Here is a 20,145-nt window from a genome sequence, read left to right as displayed (position 1 = left end):
ACCGGCTTGGATGCAAATTTTGTAGGCGGCAGCTGCTGCTGACGTGTGCAGCTGCCGATAGGTCAGGTCAGGAAGATCGCCATCAGGATCACGATGAGCGCGACCGAGGCCGTGCCGTACTTCACCAGCTTGATGAAGCCCTCATAGGTCTGCTCGTGGGCAACGTAGTCGTTGCCGTCGGCCGTGGTGTACGCCACTTCGCTATGGTCAGCCATGTATTGTCCCCAGTCGAAAGTCGAATTCTTGGGCTGGGATACCGCAAACCTTCGGGCAGGGCAACGGCACCGATGGCCGGTTTTCGGGCAAATCAGGTGATTTGGAATTCCGATTGCCGGGAATCCGGCTGTCGCGCTGCTCAGCCCTGATCGATCATCGTGGCGGTGACGCTCGCGGTTTGCCGCCGGGGTACCGGAAGACCGAGCGCCTCGCGGACCGCGTCGATCGCCGGCTCGCCCGCTTCAGTGAATCGGGCCATATGCGGATCGACGCCGGCCCCGACCGCGACCGGATTGTCCCCGGACAGGAAACCGTGCGCCATGTGGAAGCCCAGCGCGCGGTAGACCTCGAACTGCTCCTCCGAGAAGAACTGGTCACCCGTGGTCTCGTGCGGGAAGCGGTCGTTTCGCCGCGCGTAGTCCCGGATGTAGTCGTTCTCGTCGCCATTGAGCGACGATTTGATGTAAACGAGATAACCCTGCTCGTCGCCTCCATAGTCGATGGTGCCGATCGCGACGTGGACGTGGTCTCGCGCAATGTCGTCGCGCTCGTCGGCCGCGCCGGGATCACCCGCCTTGTCGGCATTGCGCGCCATCAGCGCACGCGTGCGCTCGCGAATCGGCGTCCATGGCAGGTCGATGCGGACGCCGAGATCGATGCGGGCGTAACGCTGCAACGTCATCAGGGAACCGAAATTCATCGGCGCATCGGCTTCCGCATCGACCGCGATGATCACCTTGCAGCGGCGCCGCAACAGCTCGTAGACGCCGAGATTTTCGATATGGCCGCCGTCCGTCAGATAGACGCTGTCGCTGTTCTCGTACAGGCGCCCCGAGATCTCCGACCAGAAATAGATCGGCGTGGAGCGGCGCTGCGGCCGTACACGCTCATCGACGTAACGCGGGTTCTTCAGCCAATAGCCGAGCCGGACGTTGAGGAGCGCAAGCGTCGGCGTCAGCGCCTTGATCGAGCTCGAACCCATGTTCGAGGAGGCCGCGGCTCCGGAAATCGCCATTGCGGTGGCGAGATCGAGACTTTGCTCGTCGTCCTGCACCAGAGCGGTGGGCGCATAGCCCGTCGCCTCGCTGCCGACGTTCAGGGCGGAGAACACGAAGAAGTCCGCGTTGCGTCCGCGCCGGTTGGCAAAGTCGGAGCCTTGAATATTCAGCGCCGTATTGATGAGCTGATAGGGCGCGTGCAGCTTCGGCGCCGCCGGCTGCCCTGGAATCCGGGCCGTCGCGGCCGGAGCGGCGTAGAGATCCGTCAGCTTCATGCGATCGAGCGCCTTGAAATCGCGCCCCTGGTCGAGACTGGCTTCGGCGGGCGCGACGCGCCCGTCGGCCGAACGCGTCGGATCGAACAGGAAGGCCTTGCTCAGGCGATCGCGATAGAGCCGATGCAACGAGTTCGCATTCGGCGTCAGGCAGAACGAGATGGCGAACAGCAGGACGCCGGCAAACGTGTAGAGGATCACCATGTGCAGGCTGTAGGAGTAGGCGAGCTCCGAAGCATTGCCCTGGAACAGGCTGGAAAAACGCACCTGAACCACCTGCCCCGCTTTCTGAGCGAGGAACAGGAGCCAGGCGGGCGTGTGCCAGGTCGGCGTCAACTGCTCGGCATCTGCCACGACCTGCGGCGCGGCTTTCGGCGTGATTTCCGCCGACAAGGTCCCCTTGCTGACATCGAACTGAATCCTGCCTGCGAGGCTGCCGGACGGCGCGTTCGATTTGGCATTGACCAGGCACTCTCGCTGGGAGGTTGCGCCCATAACGGACGGGCACCTCTCGAACAGATCGTTGGCGATGCCCCAATAGGACAGATAGAGGTATGCGACCCAGATGACGAGCGGAAGCGCAAGGCCCGCGATCCATAGCGCGACCTTGGCCACGACCGCGAGCACAAGCGAACCCCATTGCGAGGATGCGCTGTTGCCCTTCAGCAATTCCACGAATTGCTGCCTGAACGCGGTGACGAAGACGCCGATTGGCGCAGCCACCGCCGCGAGCGACTTGATCCAGGTGATCGCAACCGCAGCAGCCGGTCCACCGATTGCGCTGCTCTCGGCGACATCGAACATCTGCTCCAGCATGAAGGGCTGAAACTCGAAGAAGGCGATCACCGCCAGCAGCACCAGGAAGGTCGCGCCCATGCTCGGCCAGTGCGAACGGAACTCCTGCCGCTTGCCGGGGCTCGCGAGCGACTGCTTGAGCGCCCATCCGAAAAACAGGACGCCCCCGATGATTACGATCGACAGGCTCAACGCAAAATGCTGGACCTTGAGAAACCGCGCGAAGTCGCACGCGACGCCCAGCAACAGCGCGATCCCGCCAATATAGGCGAACACGACGCTGGGACCGCTGCCGCGGACGGAGCGGGAGGCGAAATAGGCGAGCCCGCTGCAAGCGAACATCACCAGCGCGACGACCAGGCCGAATGTGCTGAAACCGTAACGATCGATGTCGCTAAAATCGTGCAGCTCGCACAACGACCTGTTGTTGAGACTGATGCCGAAGATGTTCGCATCCGTCAGGCAGCTCCGCAGCGGCGTCGACCAGATGGTGATGGCGGCAAGCAGCAGCACGATGGGCAACGTCAGCCCGATATTGGCGACCAGTCCCCGCACGACGATCGCAACTCCGGTCAGGAGATCGCGGGCCCCGGCAGGGATCAGATAGTTGGAATAGTTGCGCAGGTGTCCGACCGACGGCGTATCGCTGATCTCGGCGGACGTGACGGCTCCGCCGGCGGGTCTTTCGCCGAACACAAAGCGCCGTGCGGTCGTCATGGTGGCGCTGAGAGAGGTGCCGATATAGCCGCCGCCCGACACCGTGGAGAGATAGTCGATCCGGCCGATCAGATTGTGGTGGTTCAGTGCCTGGAGCACGCCGAGGCAAACGGCCGACGAGCGAATGCCGCCGCCGGACAACGCAAGCCCGACGACGTCGAGCAACTGGCAGGGTTGCAGGCCGTCGGCATCGAGGCGCCGGTCCGGCTCGCGTCGGGTGTTGATCGCCTCGATCTCATCGCAGACGATCTGATGGTGCTTCTCGCACCAGGGCGTTTCCTGATCGACGGCGGCAGCATTTCTCGCCATCGGAACCGGCGTGGCGGGCCCTTGATGGAGCATGGGTGCCTCCCCAGGGAGAAACCGATCAATCCACAATCAATAGTAGAAAATCATCTTTCGAGTATCTGTTGAGTTAGTCTTGCGGGCCGCGCGAACGTTCAATCGCACGTAGCAAATTGCCGGCCTCCGCCGCGAAGGTCGCCCGCGCGCATGGATGGAACTGGGGGCCACAAAAACTTGCGACACCCGCATTCCGTGCGCCGGGAAGGAACTCGCGCTTCGCCTCAGCCCATCGCCTCGAGCTCGTCGATCATCCCGGCAATGACCGAGAGACCGCCGTCCCAGAATTTGGGATCCTTGGCATCGAGCCCGAACGGCCGCAGCAGCTCGGAATAATGCTTGGTGCCGCCGGCGGCGAGCATGTCGAGGTAGCGCTCGGCAAAGCCCTCGGCCGCATTCTCGTAGACGGCGTAGAGCGAGTTCACGAGACAATCGCCGAAGGCATAGGCGTAGACGTAGAACGGCGAGTGGATGAAGTGCGGGATGTACATCCAGTAGTTCTCGTAGCCCGCCTTGATCTCGATCGCCGGCCCGAGGCTCTCGCCCTGCACCGACAGCCAGATCTCGCCAAGCCGCGTCGCGGTGAGCTCGCCGTTCTTGCGCTCGGTATGGACCGCGCGCTCGAACGAATAGAACGCGATCTGCCGCACCACGGTGTTGATCATGTCCTCGACCTTGCCGGCGAGCAGCGCCTGGCGCTGCCTGGCGCTCTTGGTCTGCGCCAGCAGCCGCCGGAAGGTCAGCATCTCGCCGAACACGCTCGCGGTCTCGGCCAGCGTCAGCGGCGTCGGCGCCATCAGCGCGCCGTTCTTCGCCGCCAGCACCTGGTGCACGCCATGGCCGAGTTCATGCGCGAGCGTCATCACGTCGCGCGGCTTGCCCTGGTAGTTCATCAGCACGTAAGGATGCGCCGACGGCGTGGTCGGATGCGAGAACGCGCCCGGCGCCTTGCCCGGACGCACCGGCGCGTCGATCCAGCGATCGGTGAAGAAGCGCTCGGCGATCTCGGCCATTTTTGGCGAGAAGCCGCGATAGGCCGTCAGCACCATGTTGCGCGCATCGGGCCAGCCGATGACGTCGGTCGCGGCGAACGGCAGCGGCGCGTTGCGGTCCCAGTAAGCCAGCCGCTTCTTGCCGAACCACTTCGCCTTCAACGCATAATAGCGATGCGACAGCTTTGGATAGGCCGCGCGCACCGAGGCGACCAGCGCGTCCACCACCTCGCGCTCGACGCGATTGCTCAGATGCCGAGAATCCGCGACGTCCTTGAACCCGCGCCAATTGTCGGAGATATCCTTGTCCTTGGCGAGCGTGTTGGTGATCAGCGCAAAGGTGCGCTCATTGGCCTTGAAGGTCTTTGCCAACGCTTCGGCCGCAGCCTTGCGCTTTGTGCCGTCACGGTCCTGCAGGAAATTGAGCGTCGGCTCGATCGCGAGCTCTTTGGCGCCGACCTTGAAGCGCAGGCCGGAGATGGTCTGGTCGAACAGCCGGTTGAAGGCGGAGTAGCCGGTCTGCGACTTCTCGAGGAAGAGCTGCTCGAGCTTGTCGTCGAGCTGGTACGGCTTCTCCTTGCGCAGATCCTCGATCCAGGGACGGTAATACGCGAGCTCGGCGGCCTGCATCGCGCGGTTCAAAATATCGTCATCGACGCGGTTGAGCTCGAGCGCGAAGAACAAGAGATGCGTGGACGCCGCCGTTAGCCGCTCGGAGACATCGCCGTAAAACTTTGAAATCGTGGGATCAACGCTGTCGCCGGCATGGACGAGGCCGGCATAGGAGCCGAGACGCCCGGCGAGATCATCGATCGCCTCATAGCGTCGCACCGCCTCGGCGAGCCATTTTCCGCCATCTTCGTTTGCTGTCCCTGTGGCGAGCTTGCCCTTGTAGTCGGTCTCGAACGCGACGCAATCGGCGTCCATCCTTCCGAGATCGCGCGCCACTTCCGGCGCATCGATCCCGGAATAGAGGTCGGCGAGGTTCCACTCCGGAAGCCTGCCGGTCTTGCCTGCAGGCTTTGCGGGCAAAGATTTGGAGGACTTTGCCTTGGCGGCGGATTTCCTGGTGCTTGGCTTGCGGAGAGCGGGCTTGCTGGAGGCAGATTTCTTGAGAGCAGATTTGGAGCGCGAATTCATTGTGTGGGAAACCTGTGTTCAACAAGCGCGACGGCGGGCGGGGGCATCAAGGTTTAAGAGTGCGTTAATCGGCTTCGGCCAGAGTGACCCGATTCGAGACAGATAGTAGTAGCGTGCGGGGAACACCATGGCTGCCTGTATTTTGATCGCCGACGACGACGCAGTGGCCCGCCGGCTGGTCGAGAACATGGTGCAGAAATGCGGCTATGAGACGGTCGTCGTGGACTCCGGCGACGCCGCGATCGCCGCCCTCACCGCCCCCGATGCACCGGCGATCGACGCCGTCATCCTCGATCTCGTGATGCCCGGCCTCGACGGCATGGGCGTGCTGGCGAAAATCCGCGAGGCCGGCCTCGGCGTCCCCGTCATCGTGCAGACCGCCCATGGCGGCATCGACAACGTGATCTCGGCGATGCGCGCGGGCGCGGCCGATTTCGTCGTCAAGCCGGTTGGCTTGGAGCGGCTCCAGGTCTCTCTGCGCAACGCACTCAATGCCTCCGCGCTCAAGGGCGAGTTGCAGCGTATCCGTCATAGCCGCGAGGGCCGGCTGACTTTCTCCGACATCATCACCCGCGCCGAGGCGATGGCGGCCGTGATGCGCGCCGCGCAGAAGGCCGCGGGCTCGTCGATCCCTGTGCTGATCGAGGGCGAGTCCGGCGTCGGCAAGGAGATGTTCGCACGCGCCATCCATGGCAGCGGCGAGCGCAAGGCGAAGCCGTTCGTCGCGGTCAATTGCGGCGCGATCCCCGACAATCTGGTCGAGTCGATCCTGTTCGGTCACGAGAAGGGCGCCTTCACCGGCGCCACCGAACGGCACACCGGCAAGTTCGTCGAGGCTCATGGCGGCACGCTGTTCCTGGACGAGGTCAGCGAGCTGCCGCTCACCGCACAGGTCAAGCTGCTGCGCGCACTTCAGGAAGGCGCGGTCGAAGCAGTCGGCGGGCGCAAGCCGTTGAAGGTCGACGTCCGGATCATCTCCGCGACCAACCGCAGGCTGCTGGAGCGGGTGAAGCAGGGCCATTTCCGCGAAGATCTGTTCTATCGCCTCCACGTGCTGCCGCTGACGATCCCCTCGCTGCGGGCGCGGCGTGAGGACATCCCGTATCTGCTCCGGCATTTCCTGGCGCGCTTTGCCGCCGAGGAGAATCGCCTCATCACCGGCATCAGCGGCGAGGCCGTGGCGCACCTCGCCCAGCTCGACTGGCCCGGCAACATCCGCCAGCTCGAAAACGCGGTCTACCGCGCGGTGGTGATGAGCGAGGGCGACCAGCTCGACCTTGCCGACTTCCCCCTGCTCACCTCGCAGCCGCATCTTGAGACCGACATCCCGACCGCGCCGCTGATGCTCGAGCCGATCGCGGCGCCCTCGGTGGTGTCGGGTGGTGAAATACCGATCGCGCCGCTGCCGCTGGCGGGGACCCTTTCCATGCTGACCCCCACCGGCGACGTCCGCCCGCTGGACGACATGGAGAACGAGATCATCCGCTTCGCGATCTCGCATTATCGGGGGCAGATGTCCGAGGTCGCCCGCCGCCTCAAAATCGGCCGGTCCACGCTCTACCGCAAGCTCGACGAAGCCGGGGTTCCCGGACATGGCGGCAAAAGCGGTGAGGAGACGCCCTGAGCCTCATGCGAACGGAGGTTCGCTTGGCGTTGCGATGACGCCGCAAGCCCTTCGCATTACGGCAAAATCCGGCTGCGACGTGAACCGTGACTTGGAAGTGACAGACACATGGAAAAGCGTCTGCCAAAGCCGCACAATCCGTTGCAAACGGGCTTTCTTGAAGTCAGTTTGTCGTGAGTTGTCCCGGGTAGCGCTGGCCGCCCAAACGGGGCCTGTATATCGTCTGCGTAGGATTCGTTCGTCCGCGTATGAATCGTTGCGTGCAGGCGTGCAACTTTCGAGCGGCCGGCGCAGTTTAGCCCGAAGCTCATTAGGCGATAATGAAGCTGTTCCACGAGGGACAGTTCACCCGAGGGGTGCGACACAATGCGTGACTGTTTGAACCACCGTGCGGGCTTTGACCGCGTCTTGATGACGGTCGCGGCGACCTTCCTCACGGTATCGGCCAGCTCGGCCCTGGCGCAGGATCAGGCGCGCAGCAGCGCCGCCGAACTCGCGATCGAAGCCGCGATCCCGCGCCCCGAGCCCGCAAACGTCCCGCCCCCGACCGCATCCGACATCAAGCTCGACACCACCGCGACGGTTCAGGACTCCGCAAAGGAACCGGTGAAGGCCGAGGCCGCACCGGCCCCCGAAAAGGTCGAGACCAAGCCTTCCGACGTCGCCACCACGCCTGTTCCCGAGGCGCCGAAGAGCGAAGCCGCCAAGATCGAGCCCACCAAAGCCGAGCCCGCCAAGTCCGAGGCCGCCAAGACCGAGCCCGCCAAATCCGAACCGGCAAAGGCCGACACCGCGACGGCAACGCCGGCCGCGCCTGCGGCCCCCGCTGCGGCTCCGGCCGCCGAGCCTGTGAAGGCCGCCAGCAACGTTCCCGCCGCCGACCAGCCGGTCGCCGACAAGCTCAAGGACATCATCGGCGCCAAGACCTCGCGCCATTTCGACCGTAAGAACGAGCGCGCCGCGATCGAGAAGTTTTACGGTGCACGCGACTTCGCGCCGGTCTGGACCCAGGCCGGCAGCCTCACCGCTGCGGCCAAGGGCGTGATCGCGCGGCTGAAGGATGCGGCCTCCGATGGCCTCAATCCCGCCGACTACCCGGTACCGGATTTCGCCGCCGCCACGACGCCCGATGCGCTCGCCGATACCGAGCTGAAGCTCACCGCCAGCATGTTCGACTATGCGCGCCAGGCCCAGAGCGGCCGCATGCACTGGTCGCAGGTCAGCGGCGACATCCTCTATCCCGAGCATCCGGTCGATCCGAGCGAGGTGCTCGCCAAGGTCACGACCGCAGCCGACGCCTCCGCAGCGCTCGACGGCTACAACCCGCCGCAGAAGCTCTACAAGGAGCTGAAGGCCAAGCTCGCCGAGCTGCGCGGCCAGGGCAGCGGCCCGGTGATCGAAATCGCCGACGGTCCGGCGCTGAAATACACTCCGGCCGGCAAGAAGCAGGCTGAAATCGTCGTTGAAGATCCGCGCGTGCCGCAGCTCCGCGCCAAGCTCGGTCTCGCCGAGAACGCCAGCGACACCCGCTATGACGCCACGGTCGCCGAAGCCGTGCGAAAATTCCAGAGCGGCGCCGAGATAAAGGCGACCGGCATCCTCGACGACAAGACCGTCAAGGCGATCAACACCCCGAAGCGCGACAAGCAGATCGACACGGTGCTGGTGAACATGGAGCGCTGGCGCTGGCTGCCGCGCGACCTCGGCGTCCCCTCGCTGGGCGATGCCTATGTCATCCTCAACATTCCCGACTACACGCTGAAGGTAATGCAGCGCGGCCAGCAGGTCTGGACCACCCGCGTCGTCACCGGCAAGCCGGGCACGCATGCGACCCCGCTGCTCACCGAGACGATGAAGTACATCACGGTCAATCCGACCTGGAACGTGCCGCCGTCGATCGTCTACAACGAATATCTGCCGGCGCTTCAGCAGGACCCGACCGTGCTCCAGCGCATGGGCCTCAAGCTCGAGCAGAACCGCGACGGCTCCGTGCACATCTCGCAGCCGCCCGGTGAAGCCAACGCGCTCGGCCGCATCCGCTTCAACTTCCCGAACAAGTTCCTGGTCTATCAGCACGACACGCCGGACAAGAACCTGTTCGCCAGGGACGATCGCGCCTTCAGCCATGGCTGCATGCGCGTGCAGAACCCGGATCAGTACGCCTCCGTTCTGCTCAACATCGCCATGCCGAACGAGAAGTACACGCCGGAGCGCGTGCGCAGCATGTACGGCAAGAGCGAGATCGACCTGAAATTCCCGACGCCGATCCCGGTCAACATCACCTACCAGACCGCGTTCGTGGACGATGGCGGCAAGCTGCAAATCCGCAAGGACGTCTATGGCCGTGACGCGACCATGATCAACATCCTGAAGAACGGCCGCGGCAAGGACCTCGAGAACGTCGTTGCTCACTCCCAGCCGAGCTATTCACGCCCGGCGACGACGCTGCCCTCGGGCGTGGCGATTGCCAACAATGGCGGCGGCTTCGGCTCGTCGGGTCCGAACTTCTTCGAGCGGCTGTTCGGGGCGCCGACCCCGCCGCCGGCTCCGGTCGGCCGCCGGCCGCAGCAGCAGCGGGTGTTTACCCGCTGAGGCCTCCCCGATTGGTCTTTGTCGGAAATTCTCTAGTAAGATCAGCGACCTCATCCCCCTGGATGGGGTCGCTTAACGTTAACCATTCTCCACCCGAACTCCGGCAGCGGGCGTTTTTTTGCCACACTGAACCGCTTAGGTTCGTATTCTGACTTGGTTTGGGGTCGAGAAGGTCAACCTCGAATTAACCTTCTCGCTTTAAGAAAGCGTTCATCCTCTTTCGCGCGCTAACGGGGTTGCCGGGAGAGTCCATTTTGAACGCTCGTCGACTGGGTGGGCTCATTCGTGCTGACAGGTTTCGCACGCAAATTCGCAGTGCTGTCGTTGTCCCATGCGGGAGTGAAGGCCGGATCCCGGATTGGCCTCGCTTCCGCACTGCTGCTTGCTGCCGCGGGCTCGGTCCATGACGCCGCCGCGCTGAACGAGACCAAGACGCTCTCGTTCCACCACACCCATTCCGGCGAAGACCTCACCGTCACCTTCAAGCGCGATGGCCGCTTCGACGAGGCCGCGCTGAAGCAGCTCAACCACTTCCTGCGCGACTGGCGGACCCAGGACGAGACGGTCATGGACCGTCGCCTCTTCGACATCCTCTGGGAAGTCTACCGCGACGTCGACGGCAAGCAGCCGATCCAGATCATCTCCTCCTACCGTTCCCCCGCCACCAACGCGATGCTCCGCCGCCGCTCCTCGGGCGTGGCGCGCTTCAGCCAGCACATGCTGGGGCATGCGATGGACTTCCACATTCCGGGCGTGCCGCTGGAGCAGATCCGCTTCGCCGGCCTGCGCCTGCAGCGCGGCGGCGTCGGCTTCTATCCAACCTCCGGCTCGCCCTTCGTCCATCTGGATACCGGCAGCATCCGGCACTGGCCGCGCATGACGCATGACCAGCTCGCCCGCGTGTTCCCGGATGGCCGCACGGTCCACGTCCCGACCGACGGCACGCCGCTGAAGGGCTATGAGCTGGCCAAGGCCGACATCGAGCGCCGCGGCACAGGCGACGATTCAGGCAGCAAGCCGAGTTTCTTTGCCGCCCTGTTCAAGAGCAAGTCGGCTCCGGCCGCCACGAGCAGCGACGAGGATGACGAGGGCGCGCCCGCCCCGGCCGCGAAGCCTGTTGCGCCGACCGTGGTTGCCGCCGCGGCCAAGCCGGCCGATCCGGTGCCGACACCGCGCGCCAAGCCGCAGATCGCCGCTGCGATCCAGCTCGCTTCGGCCGATGCGCAGCTCGTTGCACCGCCCAAGCCGAAGCCCGCGCCCGTGGCTGACAAGCCTGCGGCCGGCAAGCCGGAGACCCCGGCCGACATCATCAATGCCCGCGGCTTCTGGGATGCCCCTGCGACCCCGCAGCAGGCGACGCCAGCTCAAGTGGCGGCGTTGAAGGCCCGCCAGGCGCTCGCCGCCGCCACCGATCCGCAAGCAACCGCGTCCGTCTCCAGCGCGGCCTATCAGGCGCTGGCCTATGCGCCGGCGTCCGCCTCCCCGGTCGACCGCGCCAACGTCGTCGCCGCCTCCGCGCCGGTCCCGCGCACAGGCCGCCCCGTTGCCGCGACGCGCGGCCTTGCGCCCGCGACCGAGATCAACACGGTGGTCGGCAAGAGCATCGACGGCAGGATCGCAACCGCGACCCGCCTCTCCGCCGCCAGGGGCGAGAGCATCTGGCTCAAGATCGTGATGCTGTCGCCGAGCGCCAGCCGCGCGATGTCGGTGACGCTGATGGGCGAGCTCGATACCGTTGCCCTGCGCGGCTATTTCGTCAAACCGCAGGCCGTAATCGCGATGGGCTTTGCCGACGATCCGATGCAGGGCCTGTCCTGCGACAGTTTTACGGGCAGCGCGACCGCGAAGCTCGAGACGACGTCGTTCGTGGTGCGCACCGCCGCGCTGCGCTGAGATCTTTCCCCTCACGCCGTTCGGTAGTCCCGCAAGCCGGGATGAAGCGCAGCGCAATCCTGGGGCACGACAGCGCCACACGCTCAAGTGTCGTCCCGGCCTGGTGCGCATCTGCACTAAGGGAGATTCCCCCACTTCCAACGGGTAATCCACCCGGTATCGCTACGCATTCCAAACGCGCATTGTGGCAATGCGCCCAGAACGGACGCGATGACAAAGTCCGAGGACGCGATTGCGTTAGCCTTGGTGTTCCGCGTTTCCGCAGCGGCGCCGCATAAAGGGAAGTCGCCACAGCGAAGTAGGAGCATGCGATGTCAGTTCCATGCAAGTCTGAGCTCAGCCTTCTGAACCACGACGAGCGCGAAGTCATATTGAGTACGCACCATCCCGTGGTCGGAGAGATGGAGCGCGATGGACTTGAGAGCCTTCGCGCCCGACTTCGGGATCTGCGCGACAGGGAGCGTACATTGTCGCGGCATCGACGCCGCGAAACAAAGGGAACAGCCGACCCGCGCGGCAAGAGTTTCTCCGGCACGGCAGAGCATGCAAACCGGCGCCAATCGGTTTTCGCTGGCGCCATCAAGCGCGTCAAGAACGAGCTGAGGCGCATCCGAAAGTTTGAAGCACGACGGGAGCTCGGGGAAGCGGCGCGACGGGCGTTAGCACTCCGTCGGGCGCGTCAGTTTTCTCGCCCGCAGACGACCCCAACTTCGCATGACGGCATGCGGTCCATCCCAAGCCGTCGCCGGCTCAAGAAACTCCCACCGGAAAAAATCGGAAGAGTCTCGCAGGCCAACAAGCGGGCGCAGGCCCGACGAGACGCCAAACGCGGACGCGGCAATTGAGACCGAGACCGACAATCTTGCGGATCGAGGCTGCGTGCCGGACCGGCGCAATGGCGTCCTCGCCACTTCCAAGACTACAGTGTCGAAGCCTGCAGCTTCTATCTCGCTTTCCTGCCCCGCCGATCCAGATGATATGTCAACGCCAGCGAGAGGCAGACGGTGAGCTCCTGCTTCGGCAGCGCGCCGGATAGGGGCAACAGCAAAGCCCTGGTCTGCCGATATTCGAACTCATCGGGAAAGCGCTCGCGGAACGTATCGACCAGCGTCGTCTTGCAGTTGAACAAAATGGCGGCGTGCTCGGAGTCCTTGAGGCGGCCGAGCCGGATCGTGCTGCCGCTGCCGGTCTCATCGGTCAGGTAAGCCGGCTCGCCCCATTTCAGCGTTTCGGTGAGCTTGCCGACATCGTGATGTGCCGCAGCGGTCGCGAAGATCAGCGCACGCACCTGGAGCAACCGTTTGCCGATCGGCGCCGGAAGAGCGCCGAAGGCACGGTTCACCTCGCGCGGCAGCGGTGGCGCAGTCACAGCGGTCTCCGTTCACAAACGAAGTGCAACACGCCACGCTTGTAGCCCGGATGGAGCGAAAGCGTAATCCGGGGACTACTTCCATACTGCGAGAACCCGGATTTCGCTGCGCTCCATCCGGGCTACGGCAGCAGTGCTAGAGGCGCAACGCCTCAGAGCATTCCCAGCGCCTGCATGTAGGTCTCGAGGATCGTCTCGGCCTCGGCGCGCTCGTTCGGGTCCTGCTTGCGCATGCGCACGATGGTGCGCAGCGCCTTGACGTCGTAGCCATTGCCCTTGCTCTCGGCATAGACGTCGCGGATGTCGTCGGAGATCGCCTTCTTCTCTTCCTCCAGCCGCTCGATGCGCTCGATGATGGATTTGAGCTGGTCCTTGGCAAATTTCGTCGCGGGCTCGTCGTCGCGGACGGCGGCGGTGGTGGCCATCTTGGTACTCCAAATGGAACTGGCAAAACGAGGTGACGCCGGCATCCTCACCGCGCGTGCTGGTTGACCCTTAGGGTTCGCCGCTCTCGCGTTCAAGGCAGCATCGTGCTCGTCCACAGCGCGCCCACACTTTCCTGCGGCGGAGCGAAGAAAGCTGTTGTGTGGTGCGACTCACCGCCGGACTGCCGGCGAGGCCGTTCAGTGCCCGGGGTGAACCTTCTTCATCGCCTCGACCTGCTCCGGCGTGGCCGTGCCCTGGTATTTCGACTTCCAGGTCTCGTAGGGCATGCCGTAGACGGCCTCGCGGCTCTCGTCCTTGGTCAGCGCGACGCCTTGCGCGTCGGCGGCGTCCTTGAGCCAGTTGGACAGGCAGTTGCGGCAGAAGCCGGCCAGATTCATCAGATCGATGTTCTGGACGTCGGTCCGCGTCTTCAGATGATCGACCAGGCGCCGGAAAGCGGCCGCCTCGAGCTCCGTTCTGGTTTTGTCGTCGATTGCCATGGCTGGATCCCTTCGGCCTGAATTGGTTCTGCCCCCGATGGGGGTCACCCTTACGGGATCAGGTGGGCCCTTGTCACAGATTTTGCCATATCACGGCGCAAACGGCGCCAGAGCCAACCCGAAGGCCGGTTCCGCGGCCCTACGCCAAATCGTCAATCATCTGGTATACGTTCCGCGACAATGATCGCCGAATCTCCCCGCGCCCCCCTTCGCCTGCTCGCCCGGTTGGTCCCGGTGCTGGTGGTTGGCCTGCTGTGCCTCTGGGCCAGCCCGGCCTCCGCCGACTTCCGGCTTTGCAACAACACCTCGAGCCGGGTCGGCATTGCGCTCGGCTACAAGGACGCCGAGGGCTGGACCACCGAGGGCTGGTGGAACATCTCCTCCCGCTCCTGCGAGACCCTGCTGCGGGGAACGCTGGTCGCCCGCTACTATTACATCTATGCGATCGACTACGACCGCGGCGGCGAATGGTCGGGCCAGGCCTTCATGTGCTCGCGCGACAAGGAATTCACCATCCGCGGCACCGAGGACTGCCTCGCGCGCGGCTACGACCGGACCGGCTATTTCGAGGTCGATACCGGCGAGCAGCGGGCCTGGACGGTTCAGCTCACCGACGCCAACGAGCAGCCGTCACAGCAGCAGCGCGTGCCCGGCCTGCCGGGCCCTGTCGGCCCGGGTGGTGGCGTTCCGGGTTTGCCCAATAGTCCGCCCGGTGGTACGCCCCCCGCCGCGCCTGGCCTTCCGCCAGCCCCCTCGCCACCGTCTGGAAATAAGCCATGAGGCGTCTTCGCCGTATCAAGATTCTCGCGACCCTGGGACCTGCCTCTTCGGACCTCGCGATGATCCGCCGCCTGTTCGAGGCCGGCGCCGATCTGTTCCGCATCAATATGAGCCACACCCCGCATGACAAGATGCGGGAGCTGGTCGCGACGATCCGCAACGTCGAGAGCAGTTATGGCCGGCCGATCGGCATCCTGGTCGATCTGCAGGGCCCGAAGCTCAGGCTCGGCGCCTTCGCCGAAGGCGCGGTCCAGCTCCAGAACGGCCAGATCTTCACGCTCGATTCCGACAAGACGCCGGGCGACGCCACGCGCGTCAATCTCCCGCATCCGGAGATCCTGGCAGCACTCAGGCCCGGCCATTCGCTGCTGCTCGACGACGGCAAGGTGCGCCTGATCGCGGAGGAGACCTCGAAGGAGCACGCGGTGACGCGCGTCGTGGTCGGCGGCCGGATGTCCGACCGCAAGGGCGTCAGCCTGCCCGACACCGATTTGCCGGTCTCGGCGATGACGCCAAAGGACCGCGCCGACCTCGAGGCCGCGCTGGTGACCGGCGTCGACTGGATCGCGCTGTCCTTCGTGCAGCGCGCCGACGACGTGATCGAGGCCAAGAAGATGATCCGCGGCCGCGCCGCTGTCATGGCCAAGATCGAGAAGCCGCAGGCGATCGACCGTCTCGCCGACATCATCGAGGCCTCCGACGCGCTGATGGTGGCGCGCGGCGACCTCGGCGTCGAGCTGCCGCTGGAACGCGTGCCGAGCCTGCAGAAGCAGATGACGCGCATGGCGCGCCGCGCCGGCAAGCCGGTGGTGATCGCGACCCAGATGCTGGAATCGATGATTCAGTCGCCAGTGCCGACCCGCGCCGAGGTCTCCGACGTCGCCACCGCCGTCTATGAAGGCGCCGACGCCATTATGCTGTCGGCGGAATCGGCGGCCGGCAAATTCCCGGTCGAAGCGGTCTCGACCATGAACCGCATCGGCGAAGAGGTCGAGCGCGACCCGATTTATCGTTCCGTGCTCACCGCGCAGCGCCCCGCGCCGGAATCCACCGCCGGCGACGCCATCGCGGACGCCGCCCGCCAGATCGCCGAAACGCTCGACCTGCCGGCGCTGATCTGCTGGACCAGCTCGGGCTCGACCGCGGTGCGCGTCGCGCGCGAGCGGCCGAAGCCGCCGATCGTGGCGATCACGCCCAACATCGCGGCCGGACGCCGGCTGGCGGTGGTCTGGGGCGTGCATTGCGTGGTGGCGGAAGACGCGCGCGACCAGGACGACATGGTGAGCCGCGCCGGCCAGATCGCCTTCCGCGACGGTTTTGTCCGCGCCGGCCAGCGCGTGATCATCGTCGCCGGCGTGCCGCTCGGCATCCCCGGCACCACCAACATGGTACGCATCGCCTCGGTCGGCCCCGAGGGCGGCGCGGATATCTAGTCCGCCGGAGCCCGGCAAACAAAAAAAGACGAAAACAACCCCATGCACAGTAGCCGGCGTTGCCGGCGAAGGTGCTCGGGTTTTGTGGAAAGGCGCGCTCGGGCAATGACCTGAGCGGAATCAGGTCTCGGCCCCGGCCGCGACCTGCTCTTCAGGCCCCGACCAGCGCTTTCGCGGTCGGCAGCAGCGTCTGCTGCACCACCAGACCGCGGGCGCGGGCGTCCATCACACCGACTGCGCGCAGGGCCAGCAGCGTCACGGTCTGCACCGCATCGCGCATCCTGGCGGGATCGTCGAGATTATCGGGCGCGAGCGGCCCGACCAGAGCCTCATGCAGCGCCCCCAACAGCGCGGTGGCGGCCAGCGCGGTATCCTGCGCAGGCAAATGGCCGGCCCGCACGGCGGCGTCGATCCGCGCGGCCATCTCGCCGGCGATCTCGCGGCGGCTGGCGAGGCGGGACGCGCTGACATCGACGTCGACCGGCTCGGCCAGGATGCCCCAGGCCAACCTGCGCTGCGACAGCGTGTGGACCGCCACGGTGGTGACGGCCGCCGCCAGCGCCGAGGATGGGCCGGGCGCGGCATCGGCCGCCCGGCGGATCGCCGCGAGCTCGTCGCGCGACACCTCGGCTATCAATTCGGAGATCAGCTCGGACTTGGACGGGAAGTAGCGGTAGACCGTTCCGGCCGCGACACTGGCCCGGACAGCAACCGGTGCGATCTGCACCGCAGCCATCCCGCCTTCCGCCGCAGCTTCCCGCGCCGCAGCAAGGATCGCACTGCGCCTGGCCGCAAGGCGCTTCACCACTTGATGCGTTCGCCGATAAACCATGGCGCGCTTCCTGTCCCACACGCCAGCCGCACGCCCCGCGCGGCCGAACGCGTCGTCCCTGCAATAGATGCAAATCGTCCCGCAAGGACTGAACAACTATTCAAAGTGAATGACAAGATGCAAATGCGTAGAACGTCACGCCGGACGGACGGGAGCGCCAAGCCTGGTGACACCGGCTGGAGGGCTTTGAAGAAGAACGTGCCGGGAAGCTTGCCTGCGGGCCCATCCTTCGAGACGCCCGCCTACGGCGGGCCCTCAGGATGAGGTCGCGTTTTGCGTCAAGATATCAGACCCTCATGGTGAGGAGCCCGCCAAAGCGGGCATCTCCGGACGATGCTCTGCATCGCCGGGCGAACCATGCAGGCCGAGCAGCCTCCGGCTCACTCCACCCCGCAAAAGAAAAGAGCCCCGTCCGGGACGGGGCTCTCGAAACTCTCAGATCGTCCGGTCTTACTTGAGGCTGGACGAGATCGAGCCGAACTTGGTGTTCAGCGAGCTGCCGAGGTTGTTGACGACGGTGATGATCGCCAGCGCGATGCCGGCTGCGATCAGGCCGTATTCAATGGCGGTGGCGCCGGATTCGTCCTTCACGAAACGCGAAACGAGGTTCTTCATAGACTGCTCCCAAAGAGTACACGTGGCTTACAAATGGTCTGGTCTTCTCGGCTTCCCAGCGCCGCCCGACCATGGAACCGAACCTAGAGGCAAAGAATTGCGCCGCAGTTAATTCGACTGCGGAAACACGAAGCGGATTGCACGTATTCGACGATGGTAAAGGAGAATTGAAAACAATCCGTTAAATCGTCGCTATCCGCGGCAATGCCGCGGAGGCGCGATTTACCCGAAGTTATGACCACGCATGGTCCAATGCCGCCCGCTCGGCCTGAAGCACGACGAGATGAATCGTTCATCGCACTTCAGGTTATTGTTTGAGCATGATCTTCTCGGAAAACCGCTACACACTTTTCCGGATCATGCTCCGACCGACAAGAACAAGCAGGACGACGAGGCGGCATGTCCCTTTACTTTGCCAACAGCATTGCGATGCAGAGCCGCGCGCGCACACTGCTGCCGCTCTGCGTCGGTGCCGGCACCTATCTGTTCTTCCTCTTCGTCGGCGACACGCTGCTTCAGGACTCCGACTCGTTCTGGCAGATCAGGATCGGGCAATGGATCCTCGATCACGGCGCCCTGCCCTACACCGACTTCTATTCTTTCACGCGCCCAGGGGAATCCTGGATCTCGACGTCGTGGCTGTCGCAGGTGCTGTTCGCCTTCTCCTATGCGCAATGGGGCTGGGCAGGTCCGGTCATCCTCACCGCGACCGGGATGGCGCTCACCGCTGCGGTCTTCGTCTATCTGCTCGACGCGCAGATCGAGGCGCCGCGCGCGGTGCTGTTCGCGATGCTGGCGCTGCTGCTGGCACTGCATCACGTGCTGGCGCGTCCGCATATTCTGGCGCTGCCCGTCATGGTGGCGTGGGTCGGCCTGCTGATGGCGGCTGCCGACCGCAGAAGCGCGCCGTCCTGGACTTGGCTGCCGCTGATGGCGCTCTGGGCGAATTTGCATGGCGGCTTCGTGCTGGGCCTCGCGCTGATCGGTCCGATCTCGCTCGAAGCGGTCGAGCATGCCGAGAAGGGACAGCGGCTGAAGCTGTTCATGCGCTGGGTGCTGTTCGGCGTCGGCGCGCTGATCGCTGCCTGCTGCACGCCGTACGGCTGGCGGACGCTGATGGGCGCGACCAACATCCTCAGCCTTGGCGAATTGCTGACACTGATCTTCGAATGGATGCCGGCGAACTTTGCCACCTTCACCGGGTTCGAAGGCGCACTGCTCGGCCTGATCGCGCTCGGCTATTATCGCGGCCTCGTGCTGTCGGCGCCGCGGATCTTCCTGATCCTGTTCCTGACCTGGAGCGCGCTGACCCATGTCAGGAATATCGAGGCCTTCGCCTTCCTGGTGCCGCTGGTGCTGGCAAAGCCGCTCGGCGCGATGTTCCCGCGCCCGCCAGCGGACACCGCCGACGCAGACCGCTGGCCGGCCCGCTATGTCACCGCGCTCGGCGCGCTCATGATCGTGGCCGCGAGCTGGACCTCGACCTCGCTCTACATGGGACACCATCGCTTCACGTTCACGATGACGCAGACGCCGGTTGCGGCGGTCGACCTGCTCGAAAAACTCGGGGTGCAGCGCATCTTCAACGCCTATCAGTTCGGCGGCTATCTGATCTCGCGCGACGTCCCTGTGTACGTCGACGGCCGCGCCGAGCTCTATGGCGAAAAGTTCGTCATGGACTTCTTCAAGGCGACGGAAGGCAAGAAGCCCGAGCTGCTGCCGCGCCTGCTCGACCAGTACAAGATCGACGCGACGCTCCTGGTCGCCGATGCGCCGGGCCCGCAAATCCTCGATCAACTCAAGGGCTGGAAGCGGATCTATACGGATGACATCGCGGTGATCCATGTGCGGGACAATGCGGACGGAGCGGCGCCGCCGTCGAAGTGAGGAAGCGACTTCAGGCGTGTCCTCTCAGATGCGACGTTCGCTAAAAGATGTGAAGCGGACTTAGGCACGCACTCCGGCCATTTCGCCGTTTGACCCAAGGCGGTCGTCAAGCGGCAATGTCAATTGCTGTTATTCGACTGATGCGCCCGGAGTCAGGATAGCAGCGATGACAAGGGCTCGCGCGGTTTTCGTATGGGCTTGAACCATCTGCCTCGTGTTAACGACCAAGAGCCAATCATGTTCGACGATCTGATGACCCTCCTGGTTATTCTGTCCTTCGGCTTTCCCGCCATGCCATGGTTTTTGGGTGCGCGATGGGGGTCGAGAGGAGTTTGGCTCAGTACAGGATTTGCCGTAGTCATCCTGTTATGCCTTTTTCCAATATTGTTCTGGGTTGCATGCGGTGCCTGTGGGCAGGGCGCGATAGCCATCTTTGTGCTGGCGCCGATCTGGATTGCTTCGGCATTGCTTACGGTCACTTCGGCGGGGTTCGCTTACTACAAATTTGCGCGCTAATTTCCTCAAGACCGCGAAGGCGCTGGGGGCAACGATACCGCCCACGCTGGGCATCGCAGATGAAGTGATTGAGTATGGCATCAGCGATGTCAGCTTGTGGCCCATCAGCGAAGTGGCGACACCTTTCATTGAGGTCCGCTTGGTGGGGTAGAGCGGACTGACTTTACTCACTCTGCGTTCTTCGCATTTCGACCCTTAGCGGA

Annotated in this window: 15 protein-coding genes; 7 read left to right on the top strand and 8 right to left on the bottom strand. The window is 64.5% G+C overall.

All coding sequences use genetic code 11. The features are described 5' to 3' along the window. Nucleotides 1–62 precede the first annotated feature (62 nt). The 3 genes from IVB46_RS16115 to IVB46_RS16105 all read right to left on the bottom strand — a co-directional run bounded on the left by IVB46_RS16115 (nt 63) and on the right by IVB46_RS16105 (nt 5,475). Nucleotides 63–215, bottom strand: a complete 153-nt coding sequence (locus tag IVB46_RS16115; protein ID WP_008136857.1) for an aa3-type cytochrome c oxidase subunit IV — start codon at nt 213–215, stop codon at nt 63–65. A 140-nt stretch (nt 216–355) separates the two neighbouring features. Further along, entirely contained in the window at nt 356–3,343 is a 2,988-nt protein-coding gene (locus tag IVB46_RS16110; protein ID WP_247302395.1) for a cell division protein, read from the bottom strand. Nucleotides 3,344–3,567: 224 nt separating this feature from the next. Next, complete coding sequence (locus tag IVB46_RS16105; protein ID WP_247302394.1) at nt 3,568–5,475, bottom strand: M3 family oligoendopeptidase; 1,908 nt, start codon at nt 5,473–5,475, stop codon at nt 3,568–3,570. A gap of 127 nt (nt 5,476–5,602) precedes the next feature. Between IVB46_RS16105 and IVB46_RS16100 the strand changes: the two genes are divergently transcribed. The 3 genes from IVB46_RS16100 to IVB46_RS16090 all read left to right on the top strand — a co-directional run bounded on the left by IVB46_RS16100 (nt 5,603) and on the right by IVB46_RS16090 (nt 11,584). Continuing rightward, nucleotides 5,603–7,099 (top strand): sigma-54 dependent transcriptional regulator, encoded by a 1,497-nt coding sequence (locus IVB46_RS16100; RefSeq protein WP_166080015.1) that lies wholly within the window; start codon nt 5,603–5,605, stop codon nt 7,097–7,099. 366 nt (nt 7,100–7,465) lie between these two features. Further along, the gene (locus tag IVB46_RS16095) at nt 7,466–9,691 is read left to right on the top strand and encodes a L,D-transpeptidase family protein (RefSeq protein ID WP_247302393.1); all 2,226 of its coding nucleotides are present in this window, start codon (nt 7,466–7,468) and stop codon (nt 9,689–9,691) included. Nucleotides 9,692–9,976: 285 nt separating this feature from the next. Next, on the top strand, nt 9,977–11,584 hold the full coding sequence (locus IVB46_RS16090; RefSeq protein WP_247302392.1) for a DUF882 domain-containing protein: 1,608 nt from the start codon (nt 9,977–9,979) through the stop codon (nt 11,582–11,584). Between the two features lie 943 nt (nt 11,585–12,527). Here IVB46_RS16090 and IVB46_RS16085 read toward each other — a convergent pair. The 3 genes from IVB46_RS16085 to IVB46_RS16075 form a co-directional block, all read right to left on the bottom strand. Further along, a complete protein-coding gene (locus IVB46_RS16085) occupies nt 12,528–12,953 on the bottom strand; it encodes a DUF1801 domain-containing protein (protein WP_247302391.1) in 426 nt (141 codons plus the stop codon). Between the two features lie 152 nt (nt 12,954–13,105). Continuing rightward, on the bottom strand, nt 13,106–13,378 hold the full coding sequence (locus IVB46_RS16080) for a DUF2312 domain-containing protein (protein WP_094976882.1): 273 nt from the start codon (nt 13,376–13,378) through the stop codon (nt 13,106–13,108). Between the two features lie 198 nt (nt 13,379–13,576). After that, entirely contained in the window at nt 13,577–13,879 is a 303-nt protein-coding gene (locus IVB46_RS16075; RefSeq protein ID WP_247302389.1) for a DUF1244 domain-containing protein, read from the bottom strand. Nucleotides 13,880–14,059: 180 nt separating this feature from the next. Here IVB46_RS16075 and IVB46_RS16070 point away from each other — a divergent pair, with 180 nt between their 5' ends. Then, nucleotides 14,060–14,659, top strand: a complete 600-nt coding sequence (locus tag IVB46_RS16070) for a DUF1036 domain-containing protein (RefSeq protein WP_014492424.1) — start codon at nt 14,060–14,062, stop codon at nt 14,657–14,659. Next, nucleotides 14,656–16,092: a pyruvate kinase gene (gene pyk, locus IVB46_RS16065; RefSeq protein WP_063981106.1), complete on the top strand. Its 1,437-nt coding sequence runs from the start codon at nt 14,656–14,658 to the stop codon at nt 16,090–16,092. Before IVB46_RS16070 ends, pyk begins: the two co-directional genes overlap by 4 nt. Before the next feature lie 151 nt (nt 16,093–16,243). Here the strand turns inward: pyk and IVB46_RS16060 are convergent, their stop codons facing one another. Together IVB46_RS16060 and IVB46_RS16055 are read right to left on the bottom strand one after the other, a co-directional pair. Then, nucleotides 16,244–16,924 (bottom strand): TetR family transcriptional regulator, encoded by a 681-nt coding sequence (locus IVB46_RS16060; RefSeq protein WP_063981105.1) that lies wholly within the window; start codon nt 16,922–16,924, stop codon nt 16,244–16,246. A 450-nt stretch (nt 16,925–17,374) separates the two neighbouring features. Beyond that, nucleotides 17,375–17,539 (bottom strand): Flp family type IVb pilin, encoded by a 165-nt coding sequence (locus IVB46_RS16055; protein WP_014492421.1) that lies wholly within the window; start codon nt 17,537–17,539, stop codon nt 17,375–17,377. Nucleotides 17,540–17,938: 399 nt separating this feature from the next. On the opposite strand from IVB46_RS16055, the gene IVB46_RS16050 reads away from it, so the two are divergent. Both IVB46_RS16050 and IVB46_RS16045 read left to right on the top strand, forming a co-directional pair. After that, a complete protein-coding gene (locus IVB46_RS16050; RefSeq protein ID WP_247302386.1) occupies nt 17,939–19,426 on the top strand; it encodes a hypothetical protein in 1,488 nt (495 codons plus the stop codon). A gap of 237 nt (nt 19,427–19,663) precedes the next feature. Next, nucleotides 19,664–19,942 carry a hypothetical protein gene (locus IVB46_RS16045; protein ID WP_247302385.1) on the top strand — a complete coding sequence of 93 codons (279 nt, stop codon included), beginning with the start codon at nt 19,664–19,666 and terminating at the stop codon, nt 19,940–19,942. Nucleotides 19,943–20,145 lie beyond the last annotated feature (203 nt).

It is taken from the genome of Bradyrhizobium sp. 61 (genome assembly GCF_023073075.1).
GTDB classification, from domain to species: Bacteria; Pseudomonadota; Alphaproteobacteria; order Rhizobiales; family Xanthobacteraceae; genus Bradyrhizobium; species Bradyrhizobium barranii.
The sequence above is the reverse complement of the archived record's forward strand: the minus strand, read 5'-3'. Positions and strand labels throughout refer to the sequence as shown.